The organism is Enterococcus sp. AN402 (genome assembly GCF_040719405.1).
GTDB lineage: Bacteria > Bacillota > Bacilli > Lactobacillales > Enterococcaceae > Enterococcus > Enterococcus faecalis.
Genome location: NZ_JBFDTM010000004.1, coordinates 1,076,533 through 1,092,592, shown reverse-complemented (window position 1 = coordinate 1,092,592; position 16,060 = coordinate 1,076,533). Strand labels below are relative to the sequence as shown.

At 38.7% G+C, this 16,060-nt stretch carries 10 protein-coding genes and 1 riboswitch; of the genes, 1 reads left to right on the top strand and 9 read right to left on the bottom strand.

The genetic code is table 11. The features are described 5' to 3' along the window. Positions 1-17: 17 nt before the first annotated feature. Entirely contained in the window at positions 18-1,004 is a 987-nt protein-coding gene (locus AB1I62_RS06695) for a PocR ligand-binding domain-containing protein (RefSeq protein WP_002382271.1), read from the top strand. Positions 1,005-1,116: 112 nt separating this feature from the next. Here the strand turns inward: AB1I62_RS06695 and lpdA are convergent, their stop codons facing one another. From lpdA to AB1I62_RS06650, 9 genes are all read right to left on the bottom strand, one after another. Beyond that, the gene (gene lpdA, locus AB1I62_RS06690) at positions 1,117-2,523 is read right to left on the bottom strand and encodes a dihydrolipoyl dehydrogenase (protein ID WP_002357765.1); all 1,407 of its coding nucleotides are present in this window, start codon (positions 2,521-2,523) and stop codon (positions 1,117-1,119) included. A gap of 7 nt (positions 2,524-2,530) precedes the next feature. Next, positions 2,531-4,150 (bottom strand): dihydrolipoyllysine-residue acetyltransferase, encoded by a 1,620-nt coding sequence (locus tag AB1I62_RS06685; RefSeq protein ID WP_002357766.1) that lies wholly within the window; start codon positions 4,148-4,150, stop codon positions 2,531-2,533. Between the two features lie 142 nt (positions 4,151-4,292). Continuing rightward, positions 4,293-5,270 (bottom strand): alpha-ketoacid dehydrogenase subunit beta, encoded by a 978-nt coding sequence (locus tag AB1I62_RS06680; RefSeq protein WP_002357767.1) that lies wholly within the window; start codon positions 5,268-5,270, stop codon positions 4,293-4,295. Between the two features lie 2 nt (positions 5,271-5,272). Continuing rightward, on the bottom strand, positions 5,273-6,388 hold the full coding sequence (gene pdhA, locus AB1I62_RS06675) for a pyruvate dehydrogenase (acetyl-transferring) E1 component subunit alpha (RefSeq protein ID WP_002357768.1): 1,116 nt from the start codon (positions 6,386-6,388) through the stop codon (positions 5,273-5,275). A gap of 598 nt (positions 6,389-6,986) precedes the next feature. Beyond that, complete coding sequence (gene mgtA, locus AB1I62_RS06670) at positions 6,987-9,626, bottom strand: magnesium-translocating P-type ATPase (RefSeq protein ID WP_002385942.1); 2,640 nt, start codon at positions 9,624-9,626, stop codon at positions 6,987-6,989. A gap of 196 nt (positions 9,627-9,822) precedes the next feature. Beyond that, a riboswitch (M-box (ykoK) riboswitch) is annotated at positions 9,823-9,990 on the bottom strand. Between the two features lie 81 nt (positions 9,991-10,071). Further along, positions 10,072-10,653 carry a TMEM175 family protein gene (locus AB1I62_RS06665; protein WP_010817244.1) on the bottom strand — a complete coding sequence of 194 codons (582 nt, stop codon included), beginning with the start codon at positions 10,651-10,653 and terminating at the stop codon, positions 10,072-10,074. Positions 10,654-10,823: 170 nt separating this feature from the next. Then, entirely contained in the window at positions 10,824-12,437 is a 1,614-nt protein-coding gene (locus AB1I62_RS06660) for an alpha-amylase family glycosyl hydrolase (protein ID WP_202242479.1), read from the bottom strand. A 1-nt stretch (position 12,438) separates the two neighbouring features. Next, on the bottom strand, positions 12,439-14,064 hold the full coding sequence (locus tag AB1I62_RS06655) for an alpha-glucosidase (protein ID WP_002394410.1): 1,626 nt from the start codon (positions 14,062-14,064) through the stop codon (positions 12,439-12,441). Between the two features lie 27 nt (positions 14,065-14,091). Next, positions 14,092-15,858: a glycoside hydrolase family 13 protein gene (locus AB1I62_RS06650; RefSeq protein ID WP_104859565.1), complete on the bottom strand. Its 1,767-nt coding sequence runs from the start codon at positions 15,856-15,858 to the stop codon at positions 14,092-14,094. Positions 15,859-16,060 lie beyond the last annotated feature (202 nt).

The following is a 16,060-nucleotide window of genomic DNA, read 5'->3' as shown; positions in this document are numbered from 1 at the left end:
GATTGAAGGATTGCCTTATGACTGTAGAATTAAAAAATATTTTAGATTTAGAAAAGTGGGAAAAATTGCAAGAATCATTGGCCTTAAGCACTCGTTTAGCCATTATTTTAGTCGATTATAAAGGGCGACCTGTGACGAAACATAGTCAAGTTCAACCCTTTTGCCAACTGGTACGTCACTCCCCTGAGCTCTCGAAACTTTGTGAAAAATGTGATGCTCGTGGTGGCTTGGAAGCTGTTCGCACTGGTCAGCCTTTTATCTACCGTTGTCACTTTAACATCGTTGATATGGCCATCCCCATTATTGTTGATGACCAGTATGTAGGAGCCATTATGGCTGGTGAAGTTTTGCTCGAAGATCACCAAGAAGAGTTAGAACAGGTTTTAACCATGAATGATGCCTTCATTCAAGAATTTTTAGTAACACACCAAGAGCTGTATCAACAATACCCTGTTTTAGAACTAGCAGACTTAGAAAAGAGCGCGACATTAATCGCTGATCTAAGCCAATATATTATTTCTGAAGCCATCAAAAAAGATTATTTAATCAATACGTACAAACAGTCCTTACAGATTAGTTCGCGAAAAGAAGAGCTGGAGCCATTGAATATGATCCAAAAAGATATTCAACAAACTTTGTTAACTGCTCAATTAACTCCTTCAAGTGCCTATCAAACTAAAAATAAGCAATTGCAACCGGTTTTAGATGCCCTTTGGGAAAACAAATCGCTGCGTTTAAATTTACAAGAACTGGCAGACCTTGTTCATTTGACACCGACGTATTTAAGTCGTTTATTAAAAGAGGAGTTTGGTATTCCCTTTAGTCAATTTTATCGACAATTAAAAATCACATGGGCTAAACAGCTTCTTTTGGAGACAGATAAAACGATCGCCCAAATCAGTGAAGATTTAGGGTTTGTTGAAGATAGCTATTTTGTCCGGATCTTTAAACAAGAAACGGGTGAAACACCCCTTAAATACCGTAAAAGAAAGAACAGAGCATAAAAAAACAACGACTTCTAGGAGTCGTTGTTTTTTTACACCTTTTGCTCTTGCTGTGGCTAATGCAACAAGTGCAAAAGGCGCATTATATCTGTCGTGCGACAAAGTGATACTATTAAATATGAATTGGTAAACCTAAAGCCAATTCAGCTGTATCCATAGTAATTTCGCCCAATGATGGGTGTGGGTGGATTGTTAAAGCAATGTCTTCTGCATTCATGCCAGATTCAATAGCTAAAGCTAATTCAGAAATCATGTCACTTGCACCGACACCGGCAATTTGTGCACCGATGATGACATTGTCTTCTACAGTTGTAACTAAACGCATGAATCCTTCAGTTTTATCTAAAGAGATTGCACGGCCGTTACCAGCAAATGGGAATTTGTAGCCTTTTGCTTCGATTCCCGCTTCTTTTGCTTCTGCAACAGTCATACCAACGCTTGCCAATTCTGGATCAGTAAAGGCAACAGCTGGCATTGCTTTGTAATCAACTGCAACTTTCTTACCAGAAATTGCTTCAGCAGCAATTTTTGCTTCGTAGCTTGCTTTATGCGCTAACGCAGCACCTGGTACGATGTCGCCGATTGCGAAGATGTTTTTCACGTTAGTACGTCCTTGGTTGTCAACTGGGATTAAACCACGTTCGCCAATTTCAACGCCCGCTTGTTCTAAGCCTAAGTCGTCTGTGTTTGGACGACGTCCAACAGTGACCATTACGTAATCTGCTTCAACACTTTCTTCTTTTCCGTTAACTTCATATTTAACAGTGACGCTATCGCCATTGTCAACAGCTTCTTTAGCCATTGCAGAAGTCACGATTGTTACGTTTTTCTTCTTGAAGTCGTCTGTGACAACTTTAACCATATCTTTTTCATAAGTTGGTAAAATTGATGGGCTACCTTCTAAAATTGTTACTTCTGAACCTAAGTTAGCATAAGCGCCACCTAATTCAGCACCGATGACACCGCCACCGATAATAACGAATTTTTTAGGAACTTCTTTTAAGTTTAAACCGCCTGTAGAATCTAACACGCGTCCGCCAAATTTGAATCCTGGGATTTCAATTGGACGAGAACCTGTTGCTACAATAGCATTATTGAATGAGTAAGTTTGTGCTGAGTCTGGGTGAATAACACGCAATGTATTTTCGTCAACGAAGAATGCTTCGCCTTCAATAATTTCTACTTTGTGTTTTTTCAATAACATGCCAACGCCGCCTGTTAATGATTTTACAACTGTGTTATCTTTCCAGTCTTGTGTTTTTGCAAAGTCTAATTCGACTCCTTTAGCTGTTACACCAAAAGTTGAAGAATCTTGTGCTTCTTGGTAATGATGTCCAGCAGCAATTAAAGCTTTTGAAGGAATACATCCAACGTTTAAACAAACGCCTCCGATGTATTCACGTTCGATAATCGCAACTTTTTGACCCATTTCTGCGGCACGAATTGCGGCAACGTATCCTCCAGGACCAGCTCCGATTACGACTGTATCTAGTTCAATGGCGAAATCTCCTACTACCATTTGTTAATCATCCTTCCATTAATAGTAATTCTGGATCAGCTAATAAGCGTTTAATGTTGTTCATTGCTTTTTGAGCAGTTGCGCCGTCAACGATACGGTGGTCAAAGCTTAATGATAATTTCATCATGCGTCCCACAACGATTTCGCCGTCTGCATTAACAACTGGTTCTTGTGCAATTGTACCAACGCCTAAAATAGCAACTTCAGGGTAGTTGATTACTGGTGTAAACCAGCCGCCACCGACTGAACCAATGTTACTAATTGTGATTGTACCATCACGCATATCTTGTGCAGTTAATTTACCTTCGATAGCCAATGCTGCTTTTTCGTTGATTTCATCAGCGATAGCAAACATGCTCTTCGTATTAGCATTTTTAACATTTGGTACATATAAGCCATGATCTGTATCAGTAGCGATACCAATGTTAAAGTAATTTTTGTAAACAATTTCTTGTGCTGCGTCATCGATTGATGCATTCAAGATTGGGAATTTTTGAACAGTTGAAGTCAATGCTTTTACAACGTATGGTAAGAATGTTAATTTTGTACCATTTGCAGCAGCAACATCTTTAAATTTCTTACGGTGATCCCATAATTTAGAAACTTCTACTTCATCATGTAATGTTACGTGAGGAGCAGTGTGTTTGCTGTTAACCATTGCTTTAGCAATTGCTTTACGTGTTGGTGTCATTTTTTCACGTGTTTCCATTTCGCCTAAATCAGAAGTAAAGGCTTTTGGCGCTGCTTTAGGTGCAGCTGCTTCCGCTTTAGGTGCTGCTTCTGTTGCGGCAGCTTCAGTAGCTGGTGCTGCTTGAGAGCCACCAGAAACAAAGGCATCAATATCCGCTTTAATGACACGGCCACCTTTACCAGTTGCAGTTACTTGTGTAATATCAACGTCTTTTTCACGCGCATACTGACGAACAGATGGCATTGCTAAAACGCGTTTGTTTGGATCAGCGGCTGCAACTACGCCTGTTGAAGCGGCTGGAGCTGATGCTTCCGCTTTAGGAGCGTCAGTAGCTGGTGCTGCGGCTGCCGGTGCTGCTGAATTATGACCAGGTGCGTCAATTTCAACTAACACGTCACCCACATTGGCAACTGTTCCTTCTGGTACAACGATATTTTTTACAGTACCTGTTACTGGTGATGGAATTTCTTCTACTGATTTGTCATTTTGTACTTCTAATAATGAATCATCTTCATTAATTGTGTCGCCCGCTTTAACGAACCATTTAACGATTTCGCCTTCGGCAATTCCTTCACCGATGTCTGGTAATTTGAATTGGAAAAATCCGCCAGCTGCTTCGGTTGTTGGTACAGCAGCAGGTTGTGCTGGTGTTTGTTCTTGTGCAGGAGCTGCTGGTGCTGCATCGTTATCTTCGTGACCAGGTGCGTCGATTTCGATTAACACGTCACCAACGTTTGCAACTGTTCCTTCTGGTACAACGATATTTTTTACAGTACCTGTTACTGGTGATGGAATTTCTTCCACTGATTTGTCATTTTGTACTTCTAATAACGTATCGTCTTCGTTGATTGTATCGCCAGGTTTTACAAACCATTTAACGATTTCGCCTTCGGCAATCCCTTCACCGATATCCGGTAATTTAAACTGATAAGCCATTTTTTAAGTCTTCCCTTCTTCGTTGGATCTGTCTATTTTCTTAGGAGCAAAACGCGGGGAAACGACTATAGTAGCTGAACATTTCATGCCTATAGCCGTATTCCACCTGTTTAATTCTTCGTTTATCTACTTCGAATAACTATTAAAATTCGACGATTTCTCTAGCTTTTGCTTCGATATCTTTCGCATTTGGTAACCAGATATTTTCTGCTTGTCCGAATGGGAAGATTGTATCTGGAGCAGATACACGTCCGATTGGTGCTTCTAATGATAATACGGCACGTTCAGAAATTTCAGAAACAACCATAGCGCCAACGCCAGCTTGTTTTTGTGCTTCTTGAACGACAACCACACGGCCAGTTTTTTCAACAGAGTTAATAATTGTTTCCACATCTAAAGGAGCCACTGTACGTAAGTCAATGATTTCTGCTGAAATATTGTCTTTCGCTAAGCTATCAGCTGCTTTAATCGCTTCACGAACCATAGCGCCGTAAGTGATGATTGATACGTCTGTTCCTTCACGAGTTACAGCCGCTTTATCTAAAGGCACTTCATAAGCTTCGTCTGGCACTTCCTCACGGAATGAACGGTATAATTTCATGTGCTCTAAGTAAACAACTGGATCGTTGCTACGAATAGATGAAATTAATAGTCCTTTTGCATCGTAAGGGTTTGATGGAATAACAACACGAACACCTGGTGATTGTGCGATTAATCCTTCTAAGTTATCTGAGTGAAGTTCTGGTGTATGAACACCACCACCAAATGGGGCACGAACAGTAATTGGCATATTACGAGTTCCACCCATACGGTAACGCGTACGAGCCATTTGACCAACGATTTCGTCAAATACTTCAAAAACGAAACCAAAGAATTGGATTTCAGGAACAGGACGGTAACCTTGCAAGGCAAGACCGAAAGCCAATCCACCGATACCAGATTCAGCTAAAGGTGTATCGAAGACGCGGTCTTCACCAAATTTTTCTTGTAAACCTTCAGTTGCACGGAAAACCCCACCGTTGTTACCAACGTCTTCACCGAAGATTAAGACATTTTCGTCTTTCTCTAATTCAAGAGCTAAGGCATCTGTAATTGCTTGGATCATAGTTTTTTGTGCCATTTTTATTTCGACTCCTTCGCTTCATAAAATGCAATTTGTTCTTTAATTGTTTGAGGTTGAACTTCAAACATATTTTTCAAGAAATCAGAAACTTTTTGTTTTGGCGCTTTATCCGCTTCTGCAATCGCTACTTTGATTTCTTCTTTTGTTTTTTCAATAATTTCTTCTTCTTTTGCTTCAGACCATAAGCCTTTATCTGTTAGATATTTACGGAAACGAGTCAATGGATCTTTTTGTACCCATTCGTCATCCATTTCTTTTGAACGGTAACGTGTTGGATCGTCTCCAGATAAAGTATGTGGACCATAACGATAGGTTAATGTTTCAATTAAAACTGGACCGTTTCCTGCAGCTGACCAATCACGTGCTTCTTTTGCAATTGCGTAAACTGCTAATGGATCCATACCATCAACTTGAATACCAGGAATTCCTGCTGCAACAGCTTTTTGAGCTAAAGTTTTAGCCGCTGTTTGTTTTTCACGAGGTGTAGAAATCGCAAAACCATTGTTTTGGATAATGAAGACACCGTTTGCTTGGTAAGCACCAGCAAAGTTAATTGCTTCATAGAAGTCCCCTTGTGAAGAACCGCCGTCACCAGTATAAGTGAAGACAACATTTTCTTTTCCACGTTTTTTCAATCCTAAAGCAACACCAGCTGCTTGGATGTATTGAGCACCAATGATAATTTGTGGTGGTAATGCATTTAAATCTTCCGCGTAGTAGTTCCCTGCTACGTGACCACGAGACCATAAGAAAGCTTCTCTTAATGGTAAACCATGTTGTACTAATTGAGGTACATCACGGTAACCTGGTAGTAAGTAGTCTTCTTTTTCCATTGCAAATTGGCTTGCCAATTGGCTTGCTTCTTGTCCAGCTGTTGGTGCGAAGAATCCTAAGCGTCCTTGACGGTTTAATGCAGTAGAACGTTGGTCTAACACACGAGACCAAACCATGCGTGTCATTAATTCAACTAATTCCTCATCCGATAAATCAGGTACTAAATCTTCATTCACAATTTTTCCATCTTGATCCAAGATTTGGAAAGTTGGGAAATCAGCGTCGACTTTAGCCATTAGCTCTTTAAAGTCAATAGGTTTTTGTTTCTTAGCCTTTGCCATTTTGTCACACAATCCTCTCTATTACGTTTCTTTAATTTCGATAAAAGTAAAACAGAGTGCGAAACTGTATTACTTTTTATCGACTACACTTAACAAATTATCACTAAATTCGAAAAAGCGCAAGAAAAAAACTCTAATTTCTTCATTTTTTCACAAAAGAGCAAAACCGCATGTTTTTGCGGTTTAGTGATAATTTTCACAAACAAGAAAACGGTTTCTGTTCCACACTTCTTCTGTACTATTTTTCTCCCAACTGTTATATTCTATTTTGAAAATATTATATAACAGTTCTATTAATTTGAGCCCCCTTATCCCCGAACTGGCTAGTAATCTTATTTCCGAACTTTGCGTTTTCATGAAAATTATCTTGAAAAAACCAAAAAATAAAAACCGTCAGCCGAGTAACCTACTCAGCATGCGGTTTTTTATTTTTTAGAGAACAAAGTTTTTTTCGTTAATTTTTATTTTTTTTGGCTCGTTTTTTTGCCAAATACTTTACCTTAGGTTTTATCACGAACATTCATTGCTTAAAATCACCAAATTTTCGCAAAACGAGTAATACAGCTTAGCAATTTCTTTTCTCTTTCAGTAGATTTTACTAAATCCATTCCTTAGTAATTTTAATATATAAACGTTTAGCTACTTCAACAGTTAACATGTACGCAATGATGATTCCAAAGAACCATGGCCAGTAGTTAGCCGGAAGTTTCACAAAGTCAAAAACCTCTCTTATGGGCGTTGCTACAATCAAGAAACCGAGTAAAATTGCGCCTAAACTACTTAACATCACAGGCATTGACGCACGACTTTGAATGAATGGTATTTTCCGCGTCCGGACCATATGAACAACTAACGTTTGACTAACAAGTCCCACCATAAACCAACCTGTTTGGAATAAATGTTGAGTTGCCAAACTATTGGCGCTAAACACAAACCACATGACAAGATACGTTAGAATATCGAAAATACTACTTACCGGGCCAATACATACCGTAAATTTCGCTAGTCCGTTCGTTTCCCACCGAACAGGGCTTAATAACTCTTCTTCATCGACATTATCCCAAGGAATTGTCAACTGAGCCACATCATAAATCAAATTTTGAATCAAGAGTTGTAAGGAAAGCATTGGTAGAAATGGTAAAAAGGCACTGGCTACTAAAATTGAAAAGACATTCCCAAAATTAGAACTGATGGTAATTTTAATATATTTCATCATATTGCTAAATACTTTTCGTCCTTCAATCACACCAGATTCCAGTACATTTAAACTTTTTTCCAGTAAAATAATCGAGCTAGCATCTTTAGTAATATCAGCTGCAGTATCTACTGAAATGCCCACATCAGCTTTTCGTAATGCCGGTGCATCATTAATGCCATCCCCCATAAAACCAACCGTATGACCTTTTGCTTGTAGCAATTCAATAATTTTAGATTTTTGCATCGGATTTAATTTGGCAAATAAATTAGTTTCTTCTACTTGCGCCCGCAACTCTTCATCTGTCATTGCTTCAATTTGAGAACCTAATAACACATGGGAAACTTCAATGCCTACATCTTTACAGACTTTTTTGGCGACAATGTCATTATCGCCCGTTAGCACTTTCACGTTGACACCATGTTCATGTAAGGAGCGGATAGCGCTGACGGCTGACTCTTTTGCTGGATCAAGAAAACCCATAAATCCAATCAATGTCATCTCTTTTTCATCTTCAACTGAATAAACTGCTTCTTTGTGGACATCTTTTTTTACAGCTACCGCTAACACACGCATCCCTTGTTTGTTCATTTGAACATTTACTCGGCGTAGTTCTTCTCGTACAGCACTGCTTAATGGTACAATTTCGCCATTAATTTGTGCATGCGTGCACACTTCTTCCATTTCTTCCACGGCGCCTTTCGTAATCATCAATTGATGATCATCTGCATTTACGACAACCGTTAAGCGGCGTCTGGAAAAATCAAAAGGAATTTCATCAATTTTAGTGACATTTTTAAACGGCGTTTTCCATTGATGCTCTTCATAAAAATTAATAACGGCAATATCCATTAAATTTTTCCAACCTGTTTGATAAGAAGAATTTAAGTAGGCTAAATTTAGAACCTCGTCACTCAAATCACCTAATGGATTCAAATGTTGAACCAAAACTACACGATCTTCGGTAATCGTTCCAGTCTTATCTGTACAGAGCACATCCATACCACCCAAATTTTGGATAGCCGCTAATTCTTTAACAATGACTTTATGTTTCGATAAGGATAATGCACCCTTGGCTAAGTTACTCGTAACAATCATTGGCAACATTTCTGGTGTCAAACCAACTGCAACGGCAATCGCGAAGAAAAACGCTTCGCCCCAAGCACCTTTAGTTAAACCATTAATCAAGAAAACGATTGGAAACAAAATCATTACCATTCGTAATAAAAACTTACTGACTTTTGCTAAGCCTAAGTCAAAACTAGTTTTTCCTCGTTGTGTTGTAGCATTTTTAGCAATATCACCAAAAAATGTATGTTGCCCAGTTTTTAAAATAATCGCTTTTCCTTGTCCACTCAAGACATCTGTGCCCATAAACACTAGGTCTTGCATATCTAATGCAGAAACCTCTGTTTGTTGACGATCCACACCTGCATCCACAAATTTTTCGACAGGCATGGATTCGCCTGTTAGTGACGATTGATTAACGAATAAATCTTTGGTCCAAATCAACACGGCATCTGCAGGAATCATGTCTCCTGTAGCTAAAGTTACAATGTCTCCTGGAACAATTTCGTCCATTGGAATTTCTTTCGTAATTCCTTCCCGTGTCACTGCAGCGGTATTTTCAATTAATTCTTTTAAATCCAAACTCGCTTTTTGAGAACGATATTCTTGTATAAAAGCAATCAAGACACTGGCTAAAATCATCACGCCCATCACGATAGCGGCTTCGAAATCTTTCGTTAAAGTTGAAACGACCATCAATAAGGCTAAGACATAGACAAACGGATCTTTGAATGCACTTAAAAATAAAATAATTGCTGGGGTTGGCTTTTGTGCAGAAACTTCGTTTGGTCCAAATTCCTCTAATCTTTTTTCGGCATCTTCATTCGAGAGTCCTTTTTCAGATGTCCGTAATTCCATCATTAATTCCCGTTCAGAAAGCAACGCCAATTTACGTAATTCTTGATCTTTTGTTGCTTTTCTCATATCCATTGTTTTTTTGTTCATCATTTTCTTTTCCTCCAAGGTTGTGGTCACCTGCCGAAAAGAGTGCTAAAATCTTCTCCTTTCGTTGGTGACTGTATTTTGTTTCTCTGTTCACTTCCAGGGTCTTCCATGACAGTCATCCTTTCTTTTTCTTATTTATACTTCCAGTGAATAATTGCTTTTTTGCCAAACACACAAAAAAGGACCTACTCAACAATAGAGTACGTCCCAAAATACCATCTTTAAATAAGATTCTCTATCGTTGAGCTTTAGCACTATAGGGCGTAGATAACATGTATCAGCTACATTATGAATAACCTTCACGATTATTCCTGTTCAACCAACTAAGGGTCTCTCGATCCTTTCGCGGCAGCAGCATTTGTCCAAATAGGAGCCTCACCTAACAATTATTCAGTTTTTATCCACTTCTTATAATAGAGGAGTTTGACATTCTTGTCAAAAGATTTATGACTTTTTTGTTATAAATAAAAAATAACTACTTTAAAGTTTCCTTTATTTCTGCTTTTCGCTCAGGAATAAACCACATAACTAAAACAATCGTATCAATAATCAGAACAGCGATTGGCGCTACTAGTTTGCCTACAATCAACGCAATAATATTCAACACAATCGAAAGCGTTAATTTTGGATAGTGGCCAAACAAACGTTGTACTTCGGATTTGGGCCCATTTGCCTGAATCAATGCCCGCACCACTAGATAATAAGCAACATCAGCTCCTAATACTACTAAGCCATACAAAGCTTGTGGCGGCCAAGAAAATGGATGTTCACCTACCCAACCAGTAACAAACGGGAAAAACGTCAACGTCAAAATTAATAAATTATTCATCCAAAGGACACGTCCATCAATTTTACGGACACTTTGAAATAAATGATGATGATTGTTCCAATAAATCAATAAAGTAACAAAACTAATTAAATAAATAATGATTTTGTGTCCAGATTGAGTCAGAGCAGACCAATCTGCTTTTTCAGGAATTTTTAATTCTAAAATTAATAACGTTAAAATAATCGCAATCACTGCATCTGTAAATGCTTCTACACGTGTTTTCGGCATTATTTCCCCCTACTTTCATAAAAATTAAATAACTTACTCAAAGTAAGTATAACGCATTTCTGTAAAAATTCAATTATTTACGAAGTCTCTCGGTTGTTGAAGTTCCTAAAAACGAGTGCAAGAGCCCCACTTAAAAGTAAGCCTCTTGCACTCATTATAGAACAAATCAGTTATTGGAAGACCCCTGCCTGATAAGGTGCTAACTGCATCCGTTTCTTCACCGTAAAATCTTGATTCCCTAACAATTGTTGCCACTTTCTGCCCAGTAATTTATTCGGCAAGTCAAATTGGCACTTTTCTCCACTTAAATTGACAATCACTAATGCTGTTGCCTCGGTTGTTTTTCTCAAAAAAGCAAAAACAGACGGATGATTGGGCGCTAATAGTTCAAACTGTCCATCTGTAAAGACTGGATTTTCTTTACGCAGCGCAATTAACTTTTTGTAATAATTCAACACGGATTGCGTATCCGTTTCTTGGTCAGCCACATTTATTTCTTTGAAATTGGGATGAATTGCTAACCACGGATGCCCCGAGGTGAATGAACTTGCCTCTTGACTCGTCCACTGCATAGGCGTACGCGAATGGTCCCGCGTCCAATCAGCCACTTCTTTTAACGCTTGTTTCGCATCGTAGCCACTTTCTATAAGCAAACGATAATGGTTATGAGAATCTTTAGCATCTAACTCGTCAATCTGTTGAAACGGATAATTAACCATGCCGATTTCCTGTCCTTGATAAATAAACGGCGTTCCTCGCAAGAGCAAGGCGATTGTTCCAATCGCCTTAGCAGAATGAGAGGTTTCATTGCCTAAAATTGAATTGATTCTGGGATTATCATGATTTTCTACATATAATGCATTCCAGCCTTCTGTCCCTAAATGCTTTTGCCAGCGAGCCATTACTTTTTTATAGCCTAAAATATTTAACCGTTCTTCTCCTGGCTTCCCTTCTCGAACATTGTGCTCTAATTCAAAAATCATATTCAGATAGCCCGCATCATTGGTCCATTCCACCGCTTTTTTACTTGAAACGCCACTAGCTTCCCCCACTGTCATGATGTCATACTCAGCAAAAATAGCTTTCAAATCCAACATATAGTCTTCAATGCCTTTTACATTCATAAAGGGAGCCCATGGATTCGTGGTAATCTTAAAATTCCAAGGTTCTTTTTGGATATGACTAATCGCATCTAATCGGAAACCATCAATTCCCAAATCTAACCACCAGCGAATCATCGCATAAATCTCTTCACGAACTTTAGGATTTTTCCAGTTCAAATCAGGTTGCTCTTTTGCAAACACATGAAAATATGCTTGCTTTGTATCCTCGTCATACGTCCAAGTCGAGCCACCAAAAAAGCTTTGCCATTCATTCGGCATACGTTCTGGTGTCGCATCGGCCCATAAATAATACTCACGATACGGATTATCTAAACTTTTTTTTGCTTCAACAAACCACGGATGTTGATCACTGGTATGATTGACCACTAAATCAAGAATAATCTTCAAACCTAATTGATGCGCTTGGTCCAAAAGTTCTTGAAAATCTTCCATCGTACCAAATTCTGGCTGAATCCCTTGATAATCCGCAATATCATAACCATTGTCAACGTTTGGCGAAGTGTAAATCGGATTTAACCATAAAAAATCGACCCCTAGTTCTTTTAAATACGGTAATTTCTCAATAATTCCCTGCAAATCACCAATGCCATCCCCGTTGCTATCTTTAAAACTCCGAGGATAAATTTGATAACCGACAGCATTTTTCCACCATTGTTCCATCTTATTGACTCACTTTCACAACAAATGCTTGCCAAGGCGCTAACGAATAGTCTGCTAAAGCAGTGACATCTGTCGGCATATTTTCAATCATTACTTGTTCTACAGAAACGTCTGCAGAAAATGGCTGAACTTTGTCAGAAAAGTTCGTTACAACAAGCCAGCGTTCCTCACCATAGGTACGATAAAAACTGATCACTTCCTCCACTGTTTCCAGCAATTCAAAGTTGCCCCAAACGATTAAAGGATGTTCTTTTCTCAAACGAATCATTTCTTGGTACGTATAGAATAGTGAATTTTTATCTGCCAAAGCAGCAGCGACGTTAATCGTTTGATAATTGGGATTAACATCAATCCAAGGTGTACCCGTCGTAAAGCCCGCATTTTTTTCAGCAGTCCACTGCATAGGCCGGCGTGCATTGTCGCGACCTTTAGTATTAATTTTCAGCAAAATTTCTTCTTTAGAATATCCTTTTTCCAAATACTCATGGTACATGTTAATTGTTTCGATATCCCGTGCTTCACGAATATCTGTGATTGGCGTATTGGTCATACCAATTTCTTCCCCTTGATAAATATAAGGTGTGCCTTTCATCATGTGCAGTAAAATAGCGAATAACTTACTGCTTTCCAACCAATATTCTTGATCATTTCCCCAACGTGAAATCATTCTCGGCAAATCATGGTTATTCCAAAATAAAGAATTCCAGCCATCATTTCCTAATTCTGTTTGCCATTTTGCAAAAACCTGTTTCAACTTGGCAACTTCCATTGGCTGAAGGTCCCATTTTTCTTTACCTGGTTGTTGATCCAAGCTCATATGTTCAAACTGAAAAATCATGGATAATTCATGACGCTCTGGACTAGAGTACATTTTTGCAATTTCAGGTGTGGCCCCCCATGTTTCACCTACAGTTAACAGCTCTTTGCCGCCAAATGTCGCGGCGTTCATTTCTTGTAAATAACGATGTAAATGAGGTCCATTCGCGGTGATCTCTTCTCCTGGAATTTTACCCACTAAGTCAATTACATCTAAACGGAAACCGCCAATTCCTTTATCAATCCAAAAATTCATCATCTCGTAAACCGACTGACGCATTTGTTGGTTTTCCCAATTTAAATCTGGTTGTTTTTTACTAAACAAATGCAAATAGTATTGCCCACTCGCTTCATCAAACGTCCACGCCGAACCCGAAAAGGCAGATTTCAATCGGTTAGGCACACCGCCATCTGAAGCAGGATCAGCCCATACATAATAGTCTCGATAGGGGTTCTCCTTGCTTTTTTTTGCTTCAATAAACCAACGATGTTCATCTGACGTATGGTTAACCACTAAGTCCATAATAATTTCAATCTTTCGCTTTTTCGCTTCCTCAATTAGACGATCCATATCCGCCATCGTCCCAAACTCTGTCATAATCGCTTCATAATCAGAAATGTCATAACCATTGTCATCATTAGGTGATTGGTAAACTGGTGATAACCAAATAGCCCCAATGCCTAACGTTTCCAAATAATCCAATTTTTCAATAATTCCTGGTAAATCTCCAATGCCATCTCCATTGCTATCCTTAAAACTGCGAGGATAAATCTGATAAACCACGACTTCTTGCCACCAATGTTTTTCCATTCTTCTTCACATTCCTTTGCTTAATTATTATGCTTGATATAAAAGAAAACCTTTTGGTAAAACCATTATCTGTTCTGAAGCAGTTTCGATAGAAGAACTTAGCAAAACTTCTCGATCAGTTCTATCAACAAATTGTGTCTCTTGGCCAGTATTAAAAATCCCATAGATCGTTTGTTCCTCCAAACGACAAGCGAGTCTAATCAACCCCGTTTCAAAAGAAGTGCCTGTCCAATCGATTGTTCCACCAGAAAAAACAGCCGCATACTTTTTGCGAAGGGCAATCAATGATTTTACAAATTCCTTCAAATCCAAATCTTGCTGATTTTCCTCCCAAACCATACAACGACGACAATCAGGATCCATATCACCTGTCATACCAATTTCATCACCATAGTAAAGACAAGGGACGCCTGGTTGAATATACGTAAACGCTAATACTTGGCGCATCAGCTCTTTATCCTCTTTCGTTTCATGCAATAAGCGTGGTGTATCGTGGGAATCTAAAACATTAAACTGCATTTGATTCGTTTGTTGTCGATAGAGCATTAACTGGTTGTTCATTTCAGAGAGCATCTTTTCCAAGGACAGTTCTTGCTTGACAAAGTAGCCCATAATCGCATCTGTGTATGCATAATTCATCACTGCATGAAATTCGTCTCCTTGGAGCCAGCTTTGCGACGAGTGCCAAATTTCTCCTAAAATATAAAAATCTTCTTTTGCGTCATCACATGTTTGCCGGAATTTTTTCCAGAACGCATGATCCACTTCGTTTGCCACATCTAAACGCCAGGCGTCAATATCATATTCCTCAATCCAATAACGAGCAATTTCTAAAAGATAGGCTTGCACTTCTGGATTTGCTGTATTTAATTTAGGCATATGCGGAGTGAATGCAAAAGTATCATAGGTAATGTTGCTTGCTTCTTCAAAATCAGCACTTTCTTCATAGCTAGCTGGAAACTCATTTACGTGGAACCAATCGGCATAAATTGAGTCCTGGCCATTTTTTAACACATCTTGCCATTGAGGCGAAGTGTCCCCCATATGGTTAAAAACGGCGTCCAACATAATCTTGATGCCCCGTCGATGACACTCTTCGACTAAACGCTTAAAGGTAGCACCATCACCAAAAGCTGGGTCAATTTTTAAATAATCAATCGTATCATATTTGTGATTAGAAAACGCTTCAAAAATCGGGCAAAAATATAAGCCGTTAACACCTAAATCTTCAATGTAATCAAGATGATCTAGCACCCCTTGCAAATCCCCACCAAAAAAATCTTGTCGATCTGGTCTTTTAGATTCCCACGGCAACGTCCCTTCAGGATCATTGGTGGGATCACCATTTGCAAAACGCTCTGGAAATATTTGATACCAAACCGTTTCTTTGACCCATTCAGGTGCTTTAAAACGATCGATTTCATGAAAATACGGCATCCGAAAATAATTATTCGCCATCGCTAAATACTTTTCTTCTAAAGGATAAATGCCGTGTTCGCCATAAAACGCCGTCAAGCCATCCGTCCCTACTAAAGTAAAAGCATATGAAAGGCGCTTAAATTTTGCACTTAATGCAATAAACCAGTAATCATATAACTCCGTAGATACTAACTTCTCCATGGTTAACGACTGTTGGTACCACTTTTCTTTCCCTAAAAGATAAGGATCTCCTTGCACTAATTGGACAGAGGCAATGTCGCCTTTTGCCGTACGCAAACGAATATGCATTGTTTCTTCTGTATAAAGATAAGCAAATTCACTTTCTGGACGATGGTAGATTGCAGCAGTGTTCATTTAATTCTCTCCTTTAATTGTCGCTTTTCGTGTATTTTCTAATACTCGAACACATTTTAGCGCAAACGATTGCATTTGTATACCCTTTTTTATTTTTTTATTTAAAATGCTTAATTAGTGGTATACACCACTTTAAACAAACAGTATGTTATTTATAACAAAAAAACTTTTTTAACTTTCTCGATGAAAAACACTTGATTAT

Excerpts from the sequence above, each read along its gene's own strand:
- AB1I62_RS06665 (WP_010817244.1), bottom strand. The coding sequence starts at position 10,653 with ATGCCGAAAACACGTGTAGAAGCATTTACAGATGCAGTGATTGCGATT.
- AB1I62_RS06660 (WP_202242479.1), bottom strand. The coding sequence starts at position 12,437 with ATGGAACAATGGTGGAAAAATGCTGTCGGTTATCAAATTTATCCTCGG.
- AB1I62_RS06655 (WP_002394410.1), bottom strand. The coding sequence starts at position 14,064 with ATGGAAAAACATTGGTGGCAAGAAGTCGTGGTTTATCAGATTTATCCT.
- lpdA (WP_002357765.1), bottom strand. The coding sequence starts at position 2,523 with ATGGTAGTAGGAGATTTCGCCATTGAACTAGATACAGTCGTAATCGGA.
- AB1I62_RS06685 (WP_002357766.1), bottom strand. The coding sequence starts at position 4,150 with ATGGCTTATCAGTTTAAATTACCGGATATCGGTGAAGGGATTGCCGAA.
- AB1I62_RS06695 (WP_002382271.1), top strand. The coding sequence starts at position 18 with ATGACTGTAGAATTAAAAAATATTTTAGATTTAGAAAAGTGGGAAAAA.
- AB1I62_RS06650 (WP_104859565.1), bottom strand. The coding sequence starts at position 15,858 with ATGAACACTGCTGCAATCTACCATCGTCCAGAAAGTGAATTTGCTTAT.
- pdhA (WP_002357768.1), bottom strand. The coding sequence starts at position 6,388 with ATGGCAAAGGCTAAGAAACAAAAACCTATTGACTTTAAAGAGCTAATG.
- AB1I62_RS06680 (WP_002357767.1), bottom strand. The coding sequence starts at position 5,270 with ATGGCACAAAAAACTATGATCCAAGCAATTACAGATGCCTTAGCTCTT.